Origin of the sequence: Polynucleobacter difficilis (assembly GCF_003065365.1) — a bacterium.
Taxonomy (GTDB): domain Bacteria; phylum Pseudomonadota; class Gammaproteobacteria; order Burkholderiales; family Burkholderiaceae; genus Polynucleobacter; species Polynucleobacter difficilis.
On sequence record NZ_CP023276.1, the window covers coordinates 375,372 to 391,882 of the forward strand.

Genomic DNA, 16,511 nt, shown 5'->3' on the forward strand with positions numbered 1-16,511 from the left:
GGGCTTGGGTTTTCAAGCGCCGCCAATCATGAAGGAGTAGGGATGGACCAAAAGGTCGATCGTTTTAAGATACCCGAGCTGGCTGTTTTAGGCGGTGCCAAAAAGACAGGGGCTCGGGCCATCGTGATTGGTAGTGGCTTTGGCGGCTTGGCTGCCGCTATACGTCTCGCAGTCAAAGGGTATGAGGTAACGGTTCTCGAGCGCCTTGATTCACCCGGAGGCCGTGCCTATGTGCATCGCCGCAATGGCTATACCTTTGATGCAGGCCCTACCATCATTACTGCCCCATTTTTGCTAGAAGAGTTGTGGGCCCTATGTGGCCGCGACATGAAGGACGACATCGATCTGCGTTTAATGGATCCGTTTTATCAAGTTCGCTTTGCCGATGGGCGGATTTTTCATTACACCGGTGACCCAGAAAAAATGCGGGCTGAGGTGGCTAAATTTGAGCCATCCGATCTGCCCGGATATGAGCGTTTTCTAAAAGAAGCAGAAAAATGCTACAAGTTGGGTTTTGAAGAGCTGGGTGATTTTTGCTTTCAGAGTTTAGGGGATCTGGCCAAAGCCTTTCCGAGCCTAGTCAAGATGCGCGCTTGGAACAATTTGTACTCCTTAGTCGCAAAACACATTAAGAATCCACAGCTGCGTGAAGTGATGAGCTTTCATCCTTTGCTGATTGGCGGTAATCCCTTCTCAGTAACGGCAGTCTATTCCCTCATTAATGCTCTAGAGCGTAAATGGGGTGTGCATTCAGTCATGGGCGGTACAGGTAAGTTAATACAGGGACTCGTGAAGTTGCTGAACGAGCAGGGCGTTGAAGTTCGCTATAACTCGACTGTCCGTAAAATCAATATCGAAAACAATCACGTCACCGGCGTTACCTTAGAAAATGGCCAGGTACTCTATTCTGATTTAGTCGTGTCCAATGCCGATACTGCTTGGACCTATAAGAATTTAATCGACGCTAAATACCGTAAGGTATGGACAGATAGAAAGGTCGATAACGGCAAGTACTCTATGAGCTTGTTTGTCTGGTACTTTGGAACCAAGAAACAATACCCCGAAATACCACACCACATGATGCTTCTGGGTGAGCGCTATAAAACGCTGCTGGATGATATTTTCAAAAAGCATCACCTAGCAAAAGACTTTAGTTTGTATTTGCATAGGCCAACAGCAACCGATCCATCCATGGCACCCGAGGGCTGCGATACGTTTTATGTCCTCTCTCCAGTGCCCCATTTAGATAGCGGAACGGATTGGCCAACGGTAGCAGAGTCCTACCGCAAGGCCATCGCCAACATGCTGGAAAGTACCGTGATGCCAGATTTGCAAGCCAATTTCACGGAGTCATTCATGATGACGCCGCAAGACTTTAAAGACCGTTTGCTCTCACATAAAGGTGCTGCATTTGGTCTTGAGCCCTTACTCACACAGAGCGCTTGGTTTAGACCGCATAACCGCAGCGAAGACATTCCTGGCCTTTACATGGTTGGCGCCAGCACCCATCCAGGCGCTGGCATTCCAGGTGTTTTGTCTTCGGCTAAGGCATTGGATTCAGTCATTGAGCCTGTAGTCAATACCTACTTAAATCAGACCAGACATGCAGCAACTTAATACTGTCCGCGCCATTACCGCTGAATTTGGGTTTCAGTTGGATTTGCGTACCTGCACGGAGCTTATGAAAGATGGCTCTAAGTCCTTCTTTGCCGCCTCCAAAATTCTGCCCAGCAATATTCGGAGTTCGGCAACCGCTTTGTATGCCTTTTGCCGTTTATTGGATGACTTGGTCGATGATCAGAATGCAAGCCCTGATGTAATTCCCCAAATCCAAGAGCGGCTCGCTCGAATTTACAAGCAAGATCCAGTTGATGTGCCTGCAGATCGTGCCCTGGCATTGGTAGTAGAGCGATTTGGTATCCCGAAGATTTTGCTGGAGGCCCTCATTGAAGGGTTCGAGTGGGATCGGGATGGCCGTCGTTATGAGACCATCGAAGATCTGCAGGCCTATGGCGCACGCGTTGCTTCTACGGTTGGGGTCATGATGACCCTCATCATGGGTGTGCGCGATCCAGTCGTTCTGCAGCGAGCTTGTGAGTTGGGTTTGGCCATGCAGTTGACTAATATTGCGCGCGATGTGGGTGAGGATGCCCGCAATAGCCGGCTGTATTTGCCCCGCAGCTGGATGCGTGAAGCCGGAATTGATCCTGATGCTTGGCTGAAGCATCCGGTATTTAGTGAGGCGCTTGGCAGCGTTGTATCACGTTTATTAAAGACTGCGGATGCCATGTATCAGCGGTCCATTGCTGGAGTTGCCGGGCTGCCTCGCAATTGCCGTGCAGCAATTTCAGCAGCGCGTTTGATTTATTGCGAGATTGGCCGCGAAGTCGAGCGCCGGGGCATGAATTCAATTAATCACCGTGCAGTGGTGCCATTCTCCAAAAAATTGCTATTGATGGGTCAGGCTCTGATGGCCGGTATTTACAGTCCTAAATTAAACGCAATACACGAGCCCATTGCAGAACTGCAGTTTTTAGTAGAAGCCGTTTTACCCAATGATCCGCATGCCCATTACGAGGGTTCGATTGAGGATCGTATGATTTGGGTGATTAACTTAATGGAGCGTGTAGAGCGCCGCCGCATTCAAAACTACGATGCCTTTATGCAGCCAGAAAAGGCTGCCGCTTAAATCTCTTAGATAGCCTAAGTAGCGCGTTTTAGGAAAAGACCTTAGGTATGCGTGGCATCCGCCATGGCAACATCAACTGGGTACTGGTGGCTACAAGGCGAGGTACGTTTAACGTTTCATGCATCGACGTCACCTTTTCTCCAAGCAAGGTCGACTCCAAAATGGAACGCGCATAAAAGGGCGTATCTTCTAGCAGTTTGCTTGTGCTTGCTACGGTATTGGAATCGGTACGCATGTGGCGCTGAATCCGCCAGCCGGTTTTCTTGAGGGCTTGGCGTGCTGGAGCCTCAAATGGCTCGATACTGCCATCGGGCTTAAAGCGCATTGCAATCAGCCGCTCAACCCCAGACTTCTGACGCACATCGTAAATGACAGCAGTACTGCCGTCTTTTAAAGAGGCGCGTGACCAATCCCATTCCGTAAACGGCACACTGATTGCCTCGTCTCCTTCGTTTGAATCAAAGTAGGCGTGGCCTTGCCAACGCAATGCGGGGTGTTGCATGCTGACCTCGACGCGGGCAGATGGAGCAAGCGGACCCCAGCGGTGTTTTTGTGCGTCATCTAAGGGCGTCGTGAACTGAAATAACTGATCTGGATAGACTTTGATCGTGCCAGCGACTTTTTGGCCAAATGGAATGGCGCGCTCAGCAATACTAATAGTGAGGCAGTTGCCATCCCAATGCAGCCCGCTGGGCCCAATTTGGAAGGTGTGCTGATCGCGGTGAATCCATTTGCCACCACGCTCGGTCATGGCCCAGCGCTTATTGCCTGGACTATAGATTGCTACGTTGAGTGCGCAGTAGTCATTGGCATCGGCTGGCTGAGAACGATTAGCCCATGCATAGTAGGGTGAGAAGACGCTGCCTACAAACGCAATGATGCTGAACCCATGCTGGCCATCGTCGCTAAGCCCATCGATGTACCACCAAAGGTAATTGCCAGGATCTACCGCTTGATTGAATTGCGGCGTGCCATCAGCGCTGCGACCGCCTGTCGACCGGACAAAGCCGCCATTGGAACCCCCGGCCCCGGATGAACGCTGCCGCCCGCTAGAAAGAGATTCTCGATTTGCGTCAGCGCATTGGAGCGCTGGAATGAGCTCATCCAGCCATGGGTTGCTTGACCGTACAGCGCTCCCCCGCGACCCGGAAACAATCGATTGAATTCCGTTGGCGATGTTCGGATGGTTGAATGGCTGGACTCCTGTAGTTCCAGACCACATTGCTTGAGTAGGGTAAATGCGGTTTGCTCGCATCGGTCGATTTCCTTCTGGTTAACTTGATGATCGCCAATGGCCGGTGCATTGACAAGGCACAGTAGTCGCTCCTTCTGCTCTAAGGCAGCGCCGCTATCGCTTCTATCTTGGGCGCAGACATAGACGGTGGGCTCATTGGGGTAACTCTTGTGCTCGAAAATATCACTGAATTCACGGGAATAATGGCGATTGAAAAAAACGTTATGGCGAACCAGTGGGAAGCCGCTGGTTTTGACTTTCATTGACCAGGTTATCGCCGAAAGCGATCTGCTGGCTGGGATCGAATTAGAAACAGCCGACCGCATGGATGCGCCTATTAAGCCTTGTCGCAAGACATTAATATCGCCATTAAAGACAACGTAGTCTGCCGGTATACGCTCACCATCAGTTAACTCAATAGATTCAACCCGGTTGTGCTGCTGGTGAATCGCATGCACTGATGCATTGGTTCGAATGCGAGCCCCTTTGCTTTGTGCCAGGCGGGCAATGGCTTTTGGGATTTCTGCCATGCCGCCACGCACGGACCAAACGCCATCCATTTCAACTTGAGCAATCAGCATTAAGGTTGCCGGAGCCAGAAAGGGTGAGGAACCACAATAGGTGGCATAGCGACCAAAGAGTTGGTGGAGGCGAGGATCCTTAAAGTATTTCCCGAGCGAGGACCAGAGATCACTAAAGGGTCCGATTGCCATTAGCGGCATCGATTTTGTAATGCCAAGCGAACCCATCATGCCAGCCATCGATGGTCTGGCGGATTGAATGAAGGGTTTCTCGAGTACCTCATACACCTTCTTGGCCATCGTGCAAAACTCTAAAAACGCTTTTGCTTCTGCTGGACTAGAAAATGCGGCAATGGCATCCGCACTTTGCTGGCGATCGGCAAATAAATCCAAATACTGTTCACCCCAAGTATGCCTGGCTAAGATCGTCAATGGATCGGTTTGTACTTGCGATGAGAATGATTCGCCGCAGGCCTCAAACAGCTGCTCAAATACCCAGCGCATCGTAAACACAGTCGGACCCGAATCAACCAATCCGAGATCGTCGGGAGCGCCAACAGCGACTTGTCGAATCTTTCCGCCAACAGCCTGCTCTTTTTCAAGCAGAGTCACGTCAAATCCGAGGTGGGCAAGCTCAAGGCAGGCGCACAAACCACCAATGCCGCCCCCAATAACCACGACGCGTTCGCTGCTCATATCCTAGCCATAGTGTTTGCCCCGCCAAGTGCCTTCCATTTCAGATGGCGTGAAACGCGTAAACATCGACTCTGAAAAGTACTGCTGCCCATAGGCTGCTTTGATCGCAGCGAGGTGCGCACCTTGCTGCGCATAGGCATTGAGGGCAGTCTCATCTTCCCAGATCGTAAAAGTAGCTTGCCGAAGGTAAGGAGCCTCACCAAGACCGGCGCTCAAAATCACTCCCTCAGACTGATTAATTGAAACCTCGGCGGGCTGCGCATTTTTCCAAAACGCATTTGCTTTAAGGGGTTTAATGGATGCGCGCGTTAATGAAGCAATCGGTCCGGATACTGGGGCATTGGCTGTTACGTCTAATTGAGTATTAGCCCAGGAGCCCCGTGTGCTGAATGCATTGAGGCTTACTGCAAAGAACTCGCGCGAATGCTTCAGGTATGACTGAACGAGGGCTGACTGCGTTCGGAATTGCTTAGCATGCTGTTCGCTATCGAATACGCAAAATAAACCTTGTTTGTGGAAACTGGGTTTGGTACTAAAGCCGCCCTCAAATCCAGAACCCAATACTTTAAAAAATTGCAGCCCAGGAATTTTGCGCAGAGAAAAACGACCAATCACATAGCGGGAGAGGCCCCAGAGGAATGAATCGGGCGCAATATCGACTAACACTAATACTGCGGTTTGATTGCGCATGGTGACGTAATCTAGGAGTCGTTGTCTTCGGAGGCGCTGTTCTCAATAATGCCAAAGCGACGCATCTTAATGTAGAGGCCTTGACGCGATAGGCCCAACAATTCTGCAGCGGAAGCGCGATTCGACATGGTGAGTTCTAAAGCCGAAATAATGCACAGCTTTTCAATGATGTCGGTGGTTTCGGTCACAATTTCCTTGAGGGGAACTTTACCAACCAGTTCAGTCAGGTGCCGTGCATTTTTCTCAATATTGCTGGGTGTGGGGCCGGCCTGTGCAACCCGCTTAGAAATGCTACGGATGCTAAAGGCAAACGCAGGGGGATTATGGGAGCGGACATCAACCCCTGAAATCTCCGCCTCTAATGGCGAGCTGCCATCGTCACTGGTAATGGTGGTGGCATAGTTCTTAATGACGCCGTGCTCACGCAAGGTATTCAAGATGATGCGTAAATCAATGGTTGAGCGTCCGAGCCACTGCTCTAATGATTTGCCGATGACATATTCTGCCTGCGCAGAATGGGTCATTTGGGTAAATGCTTTATTGGAGGACAGAATGAGGCCTTGCAAATTCGTCACCACAAACGCATCGCTTGACTCTTCAATGGCTTTTAAGACGAGGGCGCTTTGCTCGCCATAGTTAATGGTGGCGGCATTGACTGATAAGGGGTTTAGGCTAACGAGATACACGCTTTGCCGACCCTCGCGAAGCAATGCGCTGGAAATCTCAACCTCATCTGCCGAATTAAGTAGGTGCACCACCCGGTTTTGTTGCAAATTACCAATCTTAAAATCAGCAAAATAGTCCTGGATGACTTCTTGATCGGCCTTTGCAAACAAGTCGCCAATCGCCTTTCCTACTAATTTTTTGGAGTCGCCGAGTAAAGTACCAGATGCTTTATTGGCCTCAATAATGCGCAGTGTTTGGCTATCGATGAGTAAATAAGCTTGATCGGTAATATTGAACAACTGCGAGTAACGGTTTTCAATCGCATGCAAGCGGGTATAGTCACGCTCGATTTCTTGCTGCGCTTCTACTAAGCGTTGTTGTAAGGCGGAGATATTACGCAGGTCGCGGCCAATCGCTAGTACCGCTTTTTGTTTGGGGAGATGAACGGTACTAAATAAAATGGGTAATGATTTTCCATCGGGCAGCAGTTGATTAATTTGCCGCCATTTCTGCGTGCCCTCACTGGTATTGGTATCCATTAGGGCATGCACTTTTGGATGGCTATCGATTGCAATCGTATCCATCCATTTTTTATTGATTAGGCTACTGCTGTCTTCGATACCAATTTTGTCCGCATTCACAACATCGCGAATAGTTCCATCGGTGTCGAGTACAAAAACAACATCGGCAGAGTATGCAACTAACGATACAGCGGTCTTAATATCTACCGTATTGAGACTGTCATTGGGGTGTGCGGTGAGCGCCATTTACTTTTATTTTAATTATTAAGGGCTGAAACTGAGCTGCTGACTTCGGTTGTAATATTTAAAATTCGGTTCAGTTGATGCAATGCTTCTTCGGGCGTATTGGATTTTATATCGGCTTTAATATGCCCAAATGACATCGCATCGGCATTATATAGCGATCCCCCTGTGAGCACGATGATTGCTGGGTTTAGCGACTTATTGCGGATCGATTGAATGAGCGCAGGCAGCTGATCCAGTTGATCGTAATCGGCAATGCTAATTGCAACCGCGGTCAGGGATTTGCTGGCAACGGTCTTCTCAATGTACTGCTGGGTCGGCGCACTTTCGCTCAGCACATCCCATCCGGCCCAGGTAAAGTAATTCGATAAAATGAGCGGCCCCAGTGTGTGGTGTGAGCCTGGTGCGGCCGTGACTAAAATACTATGTGCAGTAGAAGAGCTTGTTCGAGTTTCCTGATATAGATGATCTAAGCTGTAGATTAATTTCTGTAAACGACCAGTTGCAATGGTGACCTCAGTGAAACTAAGGCTATCGCTAAGCCACTGATCACCCAGCTTGCGTGCTATGCGTGGTATTAACTCCAGCACTATTAAATCAATACCCATTCCCAAATTTAATAACTCAGCAATATATTGTTCGGTTTTTTGTGGGCCATCGCGCGTAATGATTGCGACAAAACCATCCGCATGATCTTCAATAATTTGCCAGGTGAGGTGCGCTGACGAATGTGGTTTTAATTCCAGTGCGCCGGTTTCCAAAATGGTATTGAGTAGGCGATCTTCAATCCAATCCCGATTGCCCGTTTGATTCACGCGGCCAATCCCTTTGACCATAGCCAGAACCTTGCCAGTATCTAAGGCGGGCGCTTCAGTGGATGCTTGCTGGTTCTCTTTTTTTGCCAACATAAGGGGTTCGCTAAGGATAGGTAAAAAAATAAACTTGTTTACAATGTAAAACAAATATTACACTTTTGATAGAATAAGCTGTAGATAAAGATGATATTTAGGGGTAAACCCTGATTAACTTAGGGTAAATACGGTATTTTGTAAATTAAATTAGTCGTAAAGTTTTGTTTACACATTCAATGGAATTGGAAAAGCAAAAACGTGAGTAATTTGACTAAACCCCTCTACACAGCAGATCAGCGCAAACGGCGCAATGAATCTGTGTGGACCTTGGTTCAGGGCATTTTGGCTCCAGTCCAATTTCTCATTTTCATTATCAGTTTTTGTTTAGTCATTCGCTACCTCTTTACTGGCGATGGCTATGAAATAGCGACGGTATCGATCGTTGTCAAGACGATTGCTTTGTATTTGATCATGATTACTGGGTCGATTTGGGAAAAAGTCGTGTTTGGTAAGTACCTCTTTGCGGACGGTTTTTTCTGGGAAGATGTTTTTAGCATGTTGGTTCTGGCACTTCATACTGCGTACCTTTATTTCTTATGGAACGGCACACTCAGCGCCAACGAGTTAATTTATTTGGCATTGGCTGCATACGTTGCTTACTTAATCAATGCGGCGCAGTTTGTATGGAAGCTAAGGGTGGCTCGATATGAAGGCGTTGAGGAAGAGTCCCTAAGCTCCGATAAGCCTAATATCCACGGGGGGATGGCAACATGAACGCCATTACTACGCCGAATCTAAGCCCAGCGCGTGACGCCAGTCGCGACATTCCAATCATGAAAGAAAAGGGCCAGCGCGAGGTTTTTTGTGGCCTCACGGGCATTATCTGGCTGCATCGCAAGATACAAGATGCATTTTTCTTGGTGGTGGGTTCACGTACCTGCGCGCATTTAATTCAGTCGGCTGCGGGCGTGATGATTTTTGCAGAACCTCGTTTTGCAACGGCCATTATTGATGACCGTGATTTAGCTGGTATTGCCGATGCCAATGATGAGCTCGATAAGGTCGTTACTAAATTGCTAAGCCGTCGGCCCGATATCAAACTGCTTTTTCTAGTTGGGTCATGCCCATCCGAAGTGATTAAGTTGGACTTATCCCGCGCCTCAGAGCGCCTTGGCAAACAGTTTATTCAGCAATGCCGGATCTTAAGTTACTCCGGCAGCGGTATCGAGACAACCTTTACGCAGGGCGAAGATGCCTGTTTAGCTGCCTTAGTAAAGGAATTGCCTAAGTCTGGTGAGAGTAATGCAAGTTCAGTAGATTCAAGTGCTAAGAACCTCGTGGTTGTGGGCTGCTTACCAGACGTTGTAGAAGATCAATTTCGACGCGTCTTTAATGAGCTTGGCATCGATGCAGTGTCATTCTTCCCGCCTCGCCATAGTAATGACACGGTCACAGTCAATGCCAATACACGCTATTTATTAGCCCAGCCCTTCCTTGCTGAAACAGGGCGCTTATTTGATGAGCGCGGAGCTCAGCGCCTGGATGCGCCGTTCCCCTTTGGTGTTGAGGGAACAAGCCATTGGTTGGCCGCTGCTGCTAAAGAATGGGGCATCTCCGATGCTGACTTTGAGCGTGTAACAGCACCCAGAAAAGCCCGTGCAATATCGGCTTTAGAGCGTTACAAAGCGATTCTGAATCAAAAAACCATTTCCTTCTTTCCGGACTCGCAGCTGGAAATTCCCTTGGCCCGTTTCTTGCACAACGAGATGGGTATGACCTTGCTCGAAGTCGGCACGCCATACTTGCATCGCCAGCATTTGGCACAAGAACTCGCGCTCTTACCAAGCGATGTTCGCCTGGTTGAAGGACAAGATGTTGAAAAGCAACTCGATCGTTGCCGAACCGACAATCCGGATATCGTGGTCTGTGGTTTGGGTTTAGCCAATCCATTGGAAGCCGAAGGCATCACCACCAAGTGGTCGATTGAGTTGGTATTTAGTCCAGTCCACGGTTACGAGCAAGCAGCTGACTTAGCTGAATTGTTTGCCCGTCCATTGCAACGTCGTATGAAGCTGGCGGCCTAATATGCAACTGACACTCTGGACCTACGAAGGACCGCCACATGTGGGCGCAATGCGCATTGCTACTGCATTGAAGGATGTGCATTACGTGCTGCATGCACCCCAAGGTGATACCTACGCTGACTTGCTCTTCACGATGATTGAGCGTTCAAAAAAACGCCCACCCGTGACCTATACGACCTTTCAGGCGCGCGACTTGGGCGGCGATACCGCAGAGCTCTTTAAAAATGCAACCCGTGAGGCGTACGCACGTTTTCAGCCAAATGCAATGATGGTTGGTGCTTCTTGTACAGCAGAACTCATTCAAGACGATCCTGCTGGCTTAGCGAAGGCCCTCAATTTACCGATTCCGGTCATTCCACTGGAGTTGCCCTCGTATCAGAAAAAAGAAAATTGGGGCGCAGCCGAAACCTTTTATCAAATGGTGCGCACCTTAGCAGCGCCTGCGGTGAAAACCCCCGCTGCCACTTTAGTGGCCGAGCGCGCCGCTGCACGTGCTGCCGGTAAGGCACCGAGCTGCAATATCTTGGGCGCTACGGCGCTTGGATTTCGGCATCGCGATGATGTGCATGAAATTCAGAAACTATTGGGTGAGTTGGGCATTGAAGTCAATGTCACGGCGCCGCTCAATGCGAGTGTTGCCGACCTCCAGCGTTTAGGTGAAGCCGACTTTAACGTGGTTCTGTATCCTGAAATCGCCGGTGTAGCCACATCCTGGCTAACGCGGACCTTTGGTCAGCCTGCAACCAAAGTCATTCCAATTGGCGTCAATGCCACTACAGAATTTATTGCTGAAGTCGCAGCCCTTGCAGGACTTGATGCCAGCATTGTGGACCGCTACCAAAATAGTCGTGCACAGTGGTATTCCAAATCGGTTGACTCAACCTACTTAACCGGTAAGCGGGTATTTATTTTTGGTGATGCGACTCACGTGATTGCCGCCGCCCGCGTTGCCAGCCAAGAAATTGGCTTTGAGGTGGTTGGTCTTGGTACCTATAGCCGTGAGTTTGCCCGCGATGTACGTGAAGCCGCCGCGCTTTACGGCGTAGAGGCACTCATTACAGATGATTATTTGGAAGTAGAGCAAAAGGCCAGTGAACTTGCTCCCGATTTAATGCTGGGTACGCAAATGGAGCGCCACATTGCCAAGCGCCTCGGCATTCCATGCGCAGTGATTTCAGCGCCGATTCATGTGCAGGACTTTCCAGCGCGCTACTCCCCACAAATGGGTTTTGAAGGTGCAAACGTTTTATTTGATACCTGGATTCATCCTCTGATGATGGGCTTAGAAGAGCACCTCATCATGATGTTCCGTGAAGATTTTGAGTTTGATGCCAGCGCCGCAGGATCGCATTTAGGCCACCGTGCGGTCAATCATGCTCCAGCAGCTCCGGCCAAAACAGAAATACCAGCAGAACAAATCAGCGTGACCGCCAGTGCAGTAGTTGATGCTGTTGTAGGTGAAGCAACATGGGCACCCGATGCCATGAAAGAGCTTGGAAAAATTCCTTTCTTTGTGCGTGGAAAGGCCCGTCGTAATACAGAGCGTTTTGCTATAGAGCAGGGGCTGTCGATGATCACGATTGAGACCTTATACGATGCAAAGGCACACTATGGCCGCTAATCACACACCAATTCGGGTAGTGATTGTGACCATGGATACCCATTTGGTCAGCGCCACCGAGCGTGCTCGTTTTGCTTTGCAAAAGAAAATGCCCGGCTTGGTTTTAACCATTCATGCGGCATCGAGCTGGACTGTAGATGCAAAAGCTTTAAAAGCGTGCGTGGATGATATTACTCGGGCGGACATTGTGGTGGCCATGATGCTCTTTATGGAAGACCATTTCCTGCCGGTGATTGATGCCTTGAAAGCACGTCGCCTGGAGTGCGACGCCATGGTCTGCGCAATGTCGGCAGCGGAGATTGTCACGCTTACCCACATGGGTAGCTTTAATATGAGTAAGCCTGCTACTGGTTTGATGGCTTTACTCAAGCGTTTGCGTGGCAATAAAGAAAAAGCCCAAACCGGCGGCGCTGCCCAAATGCGCATGTTGCGCCGTTTACCTAAGATCCTGAAATTCATTCCCGGTAGTGCTCAGGATGTCCGTGCTTATTTCCTAACATTGCAATATTGGCTGGGCGGCTCCGAAGAAAATATGTACCACATGGTGCGCAGCCTCATTAACCGCTATGCCCAAGGCGAGCGGGCAGTATTGCGTAGCCAAGAGAAAAGCGTTGCGCCACTGATTTACCCCGAGACCGGTATTTATCATCCGCGCCTCAAGGGCCGTATGAGTGAAGAGCTGCGTGATTTACCCAAATTAGTATCCGACCAAAAATCGCGCGGCCGTGTTGGATTGTTATTACTACGTTCCTATATCTTGGCTGGCAATACCCTGCATTACGATTCTGTGATTGCAGCGATGGAAGCCCAAGGCTTACAAGTAGTACCTATTTTTGCGGTAGGCCTTGATGCCAGACCCGCGATTGACGCCTTCTTAATGGATGGGGACGACTGTGCAGTTGATGCCGTGGTTTCCTTAACGGGATTCTCTTTGGTGGGTGGCCCTGCTTATAACGATGCCAAAGCAGCCGAAGAAGTTTTATCCAAAATGGATGTTCCTTATTTGGCGGCGCATCCCCTTGAGTTTCAAACTCTGAGCGATTGGGGCAAGTCAGACCAAGGCCTAATGCCGGTTGAGAATACCTTGATGGTTGCCATTCCGGAGCTCGACGGTGCTACCAATCCCATGATCTTTGGTGGACGTGCTGGCGCCGCTGGTGTTGCCTGTACCGGTTGCCATAAAGCCTGCACTTTTGAAGTCAATACCAATGCGCATGACATGTTTACCTGCGTTGAGCGTACCGCCATGCTGGCAGCGCGTGTCACCAAGTTAATTGCGATGCGTAAAACCGTGAAACACGACCGCAAAGTAGCCTTGGTTATTTTTAATTTCCCACCCAATGCCGGTCGCATTGGCACAGCAGCGCACTTAAGCGTATTTGAGTCGGTTTTCAATACGCTTAAGGGTTTGCGCGATGAGGGATATACCGTCGATGTTCCGGCTTCAGTAGATGATTTGCGCGAGCAAATGCTCACGGGCAATGCGCAGCAATTCAGCATGGATGCCAATGTGCATACGCAAATTGGTTTGGATGATTACGTTAAGCGTGAGCCTTGGTTAAAAGAGATCGAGGCGCAGTGGGGCCCAGCTCCAGGACGCATGCTCACAAACGGTAGCGCATTATTTGTGTTGGGTAAGCAATTTGGCAATGTGCTGGTGGCGATTCAGCCTGGATTTGGTTATGAGGGCGATCCGATGCGCCTCTTGTACGAAAAAGGCTTTGCACCAACCCATGCCTTCTCCGCTTTCTATCGCTACATTCGCGAAGACTTTAATGCCAATGCGGTATTGCATTTTGGTACCCATGGCGCACTCGAATTTATGCCAGGCAAGCAATCGGGCATGTCGGGCGCTTGCTGGCCAGATCGCTTAATTAGCGATTTGCCTAATATTTATATTTACGCCTCCAATAATCCCTCGGAAGGCGCGATTGCAAAACGCCGTGCTGGTGCCACCTTAGTTAGCTATCTAACGCCCCCAGTTGCGCAAGCCGGTTTATATCGCGGTTTGGTTGACCTCAAAGCATCCCTCGATCGGTGGCGTACTCTAGCGCCAGCAGCCCAAACGGATGATGCTACGGTCAGCATGGATAGCAATGAGCAGTTGGAATTGATCGAGATGATTCAGGTTCAGGCGGCTGAACTTAATTTAGCCCCGCTGGAGCCAAGCTGGAAAACCATGGATCGCCAGATCGTTATGGCTTGTCTAAATAAGCTGAATGAGCAAATTCTGGAAATGGAATACGCTTTGATTCCGCATGGGCTCCATGTTCTTGGTAATTCACTCAGCCAAGAAGAGCGGATTGATATGCTGATGAGCTCAGCTCAAGCTGGTGATGGCCCAGCAAAGACACTTGATCGCGCCATTATTGCCGGATTGGTAGAAGGCACTACCGTTGATCGTTCCATTAGCGAAAATCACTTAGAACTCTCCAACGAAATGCGCGAGCAGTTGGATGGCCTTGTGAAGATGGATCGGCTGATGCAAGAGGATAGCGAGCTGCAAGGCATCTACCGTGCATTGGATGGCCGTTATATAAAGCCAGCACCGGGCGGTGACGTGCTGCGCAATCCCGATGTATTGCCAACTGGTCGCAATGTCCATGGCTTTGATCCCTTCCGCATCCCCAGCAAATTTGCGGTACGCGATGGACAAATGCAGGCTAATAAATTACTCGAGCGCTATCAGGCAGATGGCAATCCACTACCAGAATCGATTGCCTTAGTACTCTGGGGTACGGATAACCTTAAAACCGAAGGCGGTCCGATTGCCCAAATTTTGGCCTTGATGGGAACCTTACCGCGCTTTGATAGCTTTGGCCGAGTCGCAGGCGCAAGCTTGATTCCATTGGCAGAGCTGGGACGTCCCCGGATTGATGTGATGGTTTCGATCTCCGGAATTTTCAGGGACTTAATGCCGCTTCAAGTCAAAGTATTGGCCGAAGCAGCTTACCTTGCTGCCGCTGCAGATGAGCCGATTACCGAAAACTTTGTACGTAAGCATGCGCTCGATTACCAAGCCAAAACCGGCTGCGATCTAGAGACAGCCGCTTTGCGTGTGTATGGCAATGCAGAGAGTGCTTACGGCGCCAACGTCAACATGATGGTGGATAACGGCTTATGGCAGGATGAAGATGAGTTGGCCGAGACCTATACCAGCCGTAAGAGTTTTGCCTATGGCCGCAATGGCCGCCCCCAAGCGCAAAAAGAATTGCTCCAGCGTATTTTGGCCGACGTCGAATTGACCTACCAAAACCTGGATTCGATTGAGCTCGGCGTGACCACCATTGATACCTACTTTGATACCTTGGGAGGAATTAGCCGCGCTGTGAAGCGTGCCAAAGGCGGCAAAGCGCCACCGGTTTACATTGGCGATCAAACCAAGGGCGAGAGCGTTGTCCGTACCTTAAACGAACAAGTGGCATTGGAAACCCGCTCACGCATGCTCAATCCAAAGTGGTACGAGGGCATGCTCAAGCATGGATATGAAGGAGTGCGTCAGATTGAGTCGCACCTCACGAACACCATCGGCTGGTCCGCCACTACTGGCCAAGTCGAGCCTTGGGTATACCAGCAGCTTACCCAAACATTTATTTTGGATGCGGATATGCGCGAGCGTCTTATGCGTCTTAATCCAGCCGCCTCAGTAAAAGTAGCAAACCGCCTTTTAGAAGCCTCTGAAAGGCAATATTGGAAACCCGAACCATCTGTTCTAGAAACCTTGCGCCGTGTTGCACAAGATTTCGAAGATAGATTAGAAGGTGTTTACGAAGGAGTAGCAATTTAATGAATACCGTCAGCGTACCCATCTCTGAAATTACAACCCGCAAACCACCCGATGGTGAGGGCAGCGTCCAGGTCCATCTGGATCCCTCGGAGAAAATTGGCAACGCCAAAGTCTTTGCCATTTATGGCAAAGGCGGCATTGGTAAAAGCACAACCTCCTCAAACTTATCGGCAGCGTTCTCGATGCTGGGTAAAAAAGTCATTCAAATTGGCTGCGATCCCAAGCATGACTCGACTTTCACCTTGACCGGTAAGTTAGTGCCAACCGTGATTGATATTTTGGAGACTGTTGATTTCCATTCGGAAGAGTTACGGGTTGAAGACTTTGTGTACGAAGGCTTTAATGGCGTGATGTGCGTTGAGGCAGGTGGCCCTCCCGCCGGAACGGGTTGCGGCGGCTATGTGGTTGGTCAAACCGTCAAATTACTCAAAGAGCATCACCTCTTAGAAGATACCGATGTGGTGATCTTTGACGTTTTAGGTGACGTGGTTTGCGGCGGATTTGCTGCACCCTTACAGCACGCAGACCGGGCCCTGATTGTGGCAGCGAATGATTTTGACTCGATCTTTGCAATGAATCGCATCGTTCAAGCAATTAGCGCAAAAGCAAAAAACTACAACGTCCGTTTAGGTGGCGTGATTGCGAACCGCAGTAAGGACACCGATCAAATTGATAAGTTCAATAACCGGGTTGGCCTGAAGACCATGGCGCACTTTCCGGATCTGGATGCCATTCGTCGCAGTCGCCTCAAGAAGTGCACCATTTTTGAAATGGAATCGACCCCTGAAATTGAAGCAGTCAAAGCAGAATATCTGCGCTTAGCTGCCAGCTTGTTGCTAGATGATGATCCGATTTTGAGCGAATCATTAAAAGACCGTGAAATTTTTGACTTATTGGGATTTGATTAA

At 49.6% G+C, this 16,511-nt stretch carries 12 protein-coding genes; 7 read left to right on the top strand and 5 right to left on the bottom strand.

Annotated features, from left to right (window positions below):
- Positions 1 to 42 precede the first annotated feature (42 nt).
- Positions 43 to 1,617 (top strand): phytoene desaturase, encoded by a 1,575-nt coding sequence (locus AOC34_RS02005; RefSeq protein WP_108468534.1) that lies wholly within the window; start codon positions 43 to 45, stop codon positions 1,615 to 1,617.
- A complete protein-coding gene (locus AOC34_RS02010) occupies positions 1,604 to 2,689 on the top strand; it encodes a phytoene/squalene synthase family protein (protein WP_108468535.1) in 1,086 nt (361 codons plus the stop codon). The genes AOC34_RS02005 and AOC34_RS02010 overlap by 14 nt, the downstream gene beginning before the upstream one ends.
- A 28-nt stretch (positions 2,690 to 2,717) precedes the next feature.
- Here the strand turns inward: AOC34_RS02010 and AOC34_RS02015 are convergent, their stop codons facing one another.
- The 5 genes from AOC34_RS02015 to AOC34_RS02035 all read right to left on the bottom strand — a co-directional run bounded on the left by AOC34_RS02015 (position 2,718) and on the right by AOC34_RS02035 (position 8,168).
- A complete protein-coding gene (locus AOC34_RS02015) occupies positions 2,718 to 3,440 on the bottom strand; it encodes a carotenoid 1,2-hydratase (protein WP_234408131.1) in 723 nt (240 codons plus the stop codon).
- Positions 3,441 to 3,634: 194 nt separating this feature from the next.
- Positions 3,635 to 5,140 carry a 1-hydroxycarotenoid 3,4-desaturase CrtD gene (gene crtD / locus AOC34_RS02020; protein ID WP_108468536.1) on the bottom strand — a complete coding sequence of 502 codons (1,506 nt, stop codon included), beginning with the start codon at positions 5,138 to 5,140 and terminating at the stop codon, positions 3,635 to 3,637.
- Positions 5,141 to 5,143: 3 nt separating this feature from the next.
- The gene (locus tag AOC34_RS02025) at positions 5,144 to 5,830 is read right to left on the bottom strand and encodes a spheroidene monooxygenase (protein WP_108468537.1); all 687 of its coding nucleotides are present in this window, start codon (positions 5,828 to 5,830) and stop codon (positions 5,144 to 5,146) included.
- A gap of 11 nt (positions 5,831 to 5,841) precedes the next feature.
- Complete coding sequence (ppsR, locus tag AOC34_RS02030) at positions 5,842 to 7,263, bottom strand: transcriptional regulator PpsR (protein ID WP_108468538.1); 1,422 nt, start codon at positions 7,261 to 7,263, stop codon at positions 5,842 to 5,844.
- Positions 7,264 to 7,274: 11 nt separating this feature from the next.
- Complete coding sequence (locus AOC34_RS02035) at positions 7,275 to 8,168, bottom strand: cobalamin B12-binding domain-containing protein (protein ID WP_108468539.1); 894 nt, start codon at positions 8,166 to 8,168, stop codon at positions 7,275 to 7,277.
- A gap of 201 nt (positions 8,169 to 8,369) precedes the next feature.
- On the opposite strand from AOC34_RS02035, the gene bchF reads away from it, so the two are divergent.
- Genes bchF through bchL form a run of 5 tightly spaced genes read left to right on the top strand, consistent with a single transcriptional unit; the run spans position 8,370 to position 16,511 of the window.
- The gene (gene bchF / locus AOC34_RS02040; RefSeq protein ID WP_108468540.1) at positions 8,370 to 8,885 is read left to right on the top strand and encodes a 2-vinyl bacteriochlorophyllide hydratase; all 516 of its coding nucleotides are present in this window, start codon (positions 8,370 to 8,372) and stop codon (positions 8,883 to 8,885) included.
- Positions 8,882 to 10,195 carry a ferredoxin:protochlorophyllide reductase (ATP-dependent) subunit N gene (locus AOC34_RS02045; RefSeq protein WP_108468541.1) on the top strand — a complete coding sequence of 438 codons (1,314 nt, stop codon included), beginning with the start codon at positions 8,882 to 8,884 and terminating at the stop codon, positions 10,193 to 10,195. Before bchF ends, AOC34_RS02045 begins: the two co-directional genes overlap by 4 nt.
- A 1-nt stretch (position 10,196) precedes the next feature.
- Positions 10,197 to 11,816 (top strand): ferredoxin:protochlorophyllide reductase (ATP-dependent) subunit B, encoded by a 1,620-nt coding sequence (gene bchB, locus AOC34_RS02050; protein WP_108468542.1) that lies wholly within the window; start codon positions 10,197 to 10,199, stop codon positions 11,814 to 11,816.
- Complete coding sequence (locus AOC34_RS02055; protein ID WP_199908310.1) at positions 11,806 to 15,603, top strand: magnesium chelatase subunit H; 3,798 nt, start codon at positions 11,806 to 11,808, stop codon at positions 15,601 to 15,603. Before bchB ends, AOC34_RS02055 begins: the two co-directional genes overlap by 11 nt.
- Positions 15,603 to 16,511 (top strand): ferredoxin:protochlorophyllide reductase (ATP-dependent) iron-sulfur ATP-binding protein, encoded by a 909-nt coding sequence (bchL, locus tag AOC34_RS02060; RefSeq protein ID WP_108468544.1) that lies wholly within the window; start codon positions 15,603 to 15,605, stop codon positions 16,509 to 16,511. Before AOC34_RS02055 ends, bchL begins: the two co-directional genes overlap by 1 nt.

Coding starts and splice junctions, on each gene's coding strand:
- AOC34_RS02005 (WP_108468534.1), top strand. CDS start 43: ATGGACCAAAAGGTCGATCGTTTTAAGATACCCGAGCTGGCTGTTTTA.
- AOC34_RS02010 (WP_108468535.1), top strand. CDS start 1,604: ATGCAGCAACTTAATACTGTCCGCGCCATTACCGCTGAATTTGGGTTT.
- AOC34_RS02015 (WP_234408131.1), bottom strand. CDS start 3,440: ATGACCGAGCGTGGTGGCAAATGGATTCACCGCGATCAGCACACCTTC.
- crtD (WP_108468536.1), bottom strand. CDS start 5,140: ATGAGCAGCGAACGCGTCGTGGTTATTGGGGGCGGCATTGGTGGTTTG.
- AOC34_RS02025 (WP_108468537.1), bottom strand. CDS start 5,830: ATGCGCAATCAAACCGCAGTATTAGTGTTAGTCGATATTGCGCCCGAT.
- ppsR (WP_108468538.1), bottom strand. CDS start 7,263: ATGGCGCTCACCGCACACCCCAATGACAGTCTCAATACGGTAGATATT.
- AOC34_RS02035 (WP_108468539.1), bottom strand. CDS start 8,168: ATGTTGGCAAAAAAAGAGAACCAGCAAGCATCCACTGAAGCGCCCGCC.
- AOC34_RS02045 (WP_108468541.1), top strand. CDS start 8,882: ATGAACGCCATTACTACGCCGAATCTAAGCCCAGCGCGTGACGCCAGT.
- bchB (WP_108468542.1), top strand. CDS start 10,197: ATGCAACTGACACTCTGGACCTACGAAGGACCGCCACATGTGGGCGCA.
- AOC34_RS02055 (WP_199908310.1), top strand. CDS start 11,806: ATGGCCGCTAATCACACACCAATTCGGGTAGTGATTGTGACCATGGAT.
- bchL (WP_108468544.1), top strand. CDS start 15,603: ATGAATACCGTCAGCGTACCCATCTCTGAAATTACAACCCGCAAACCA.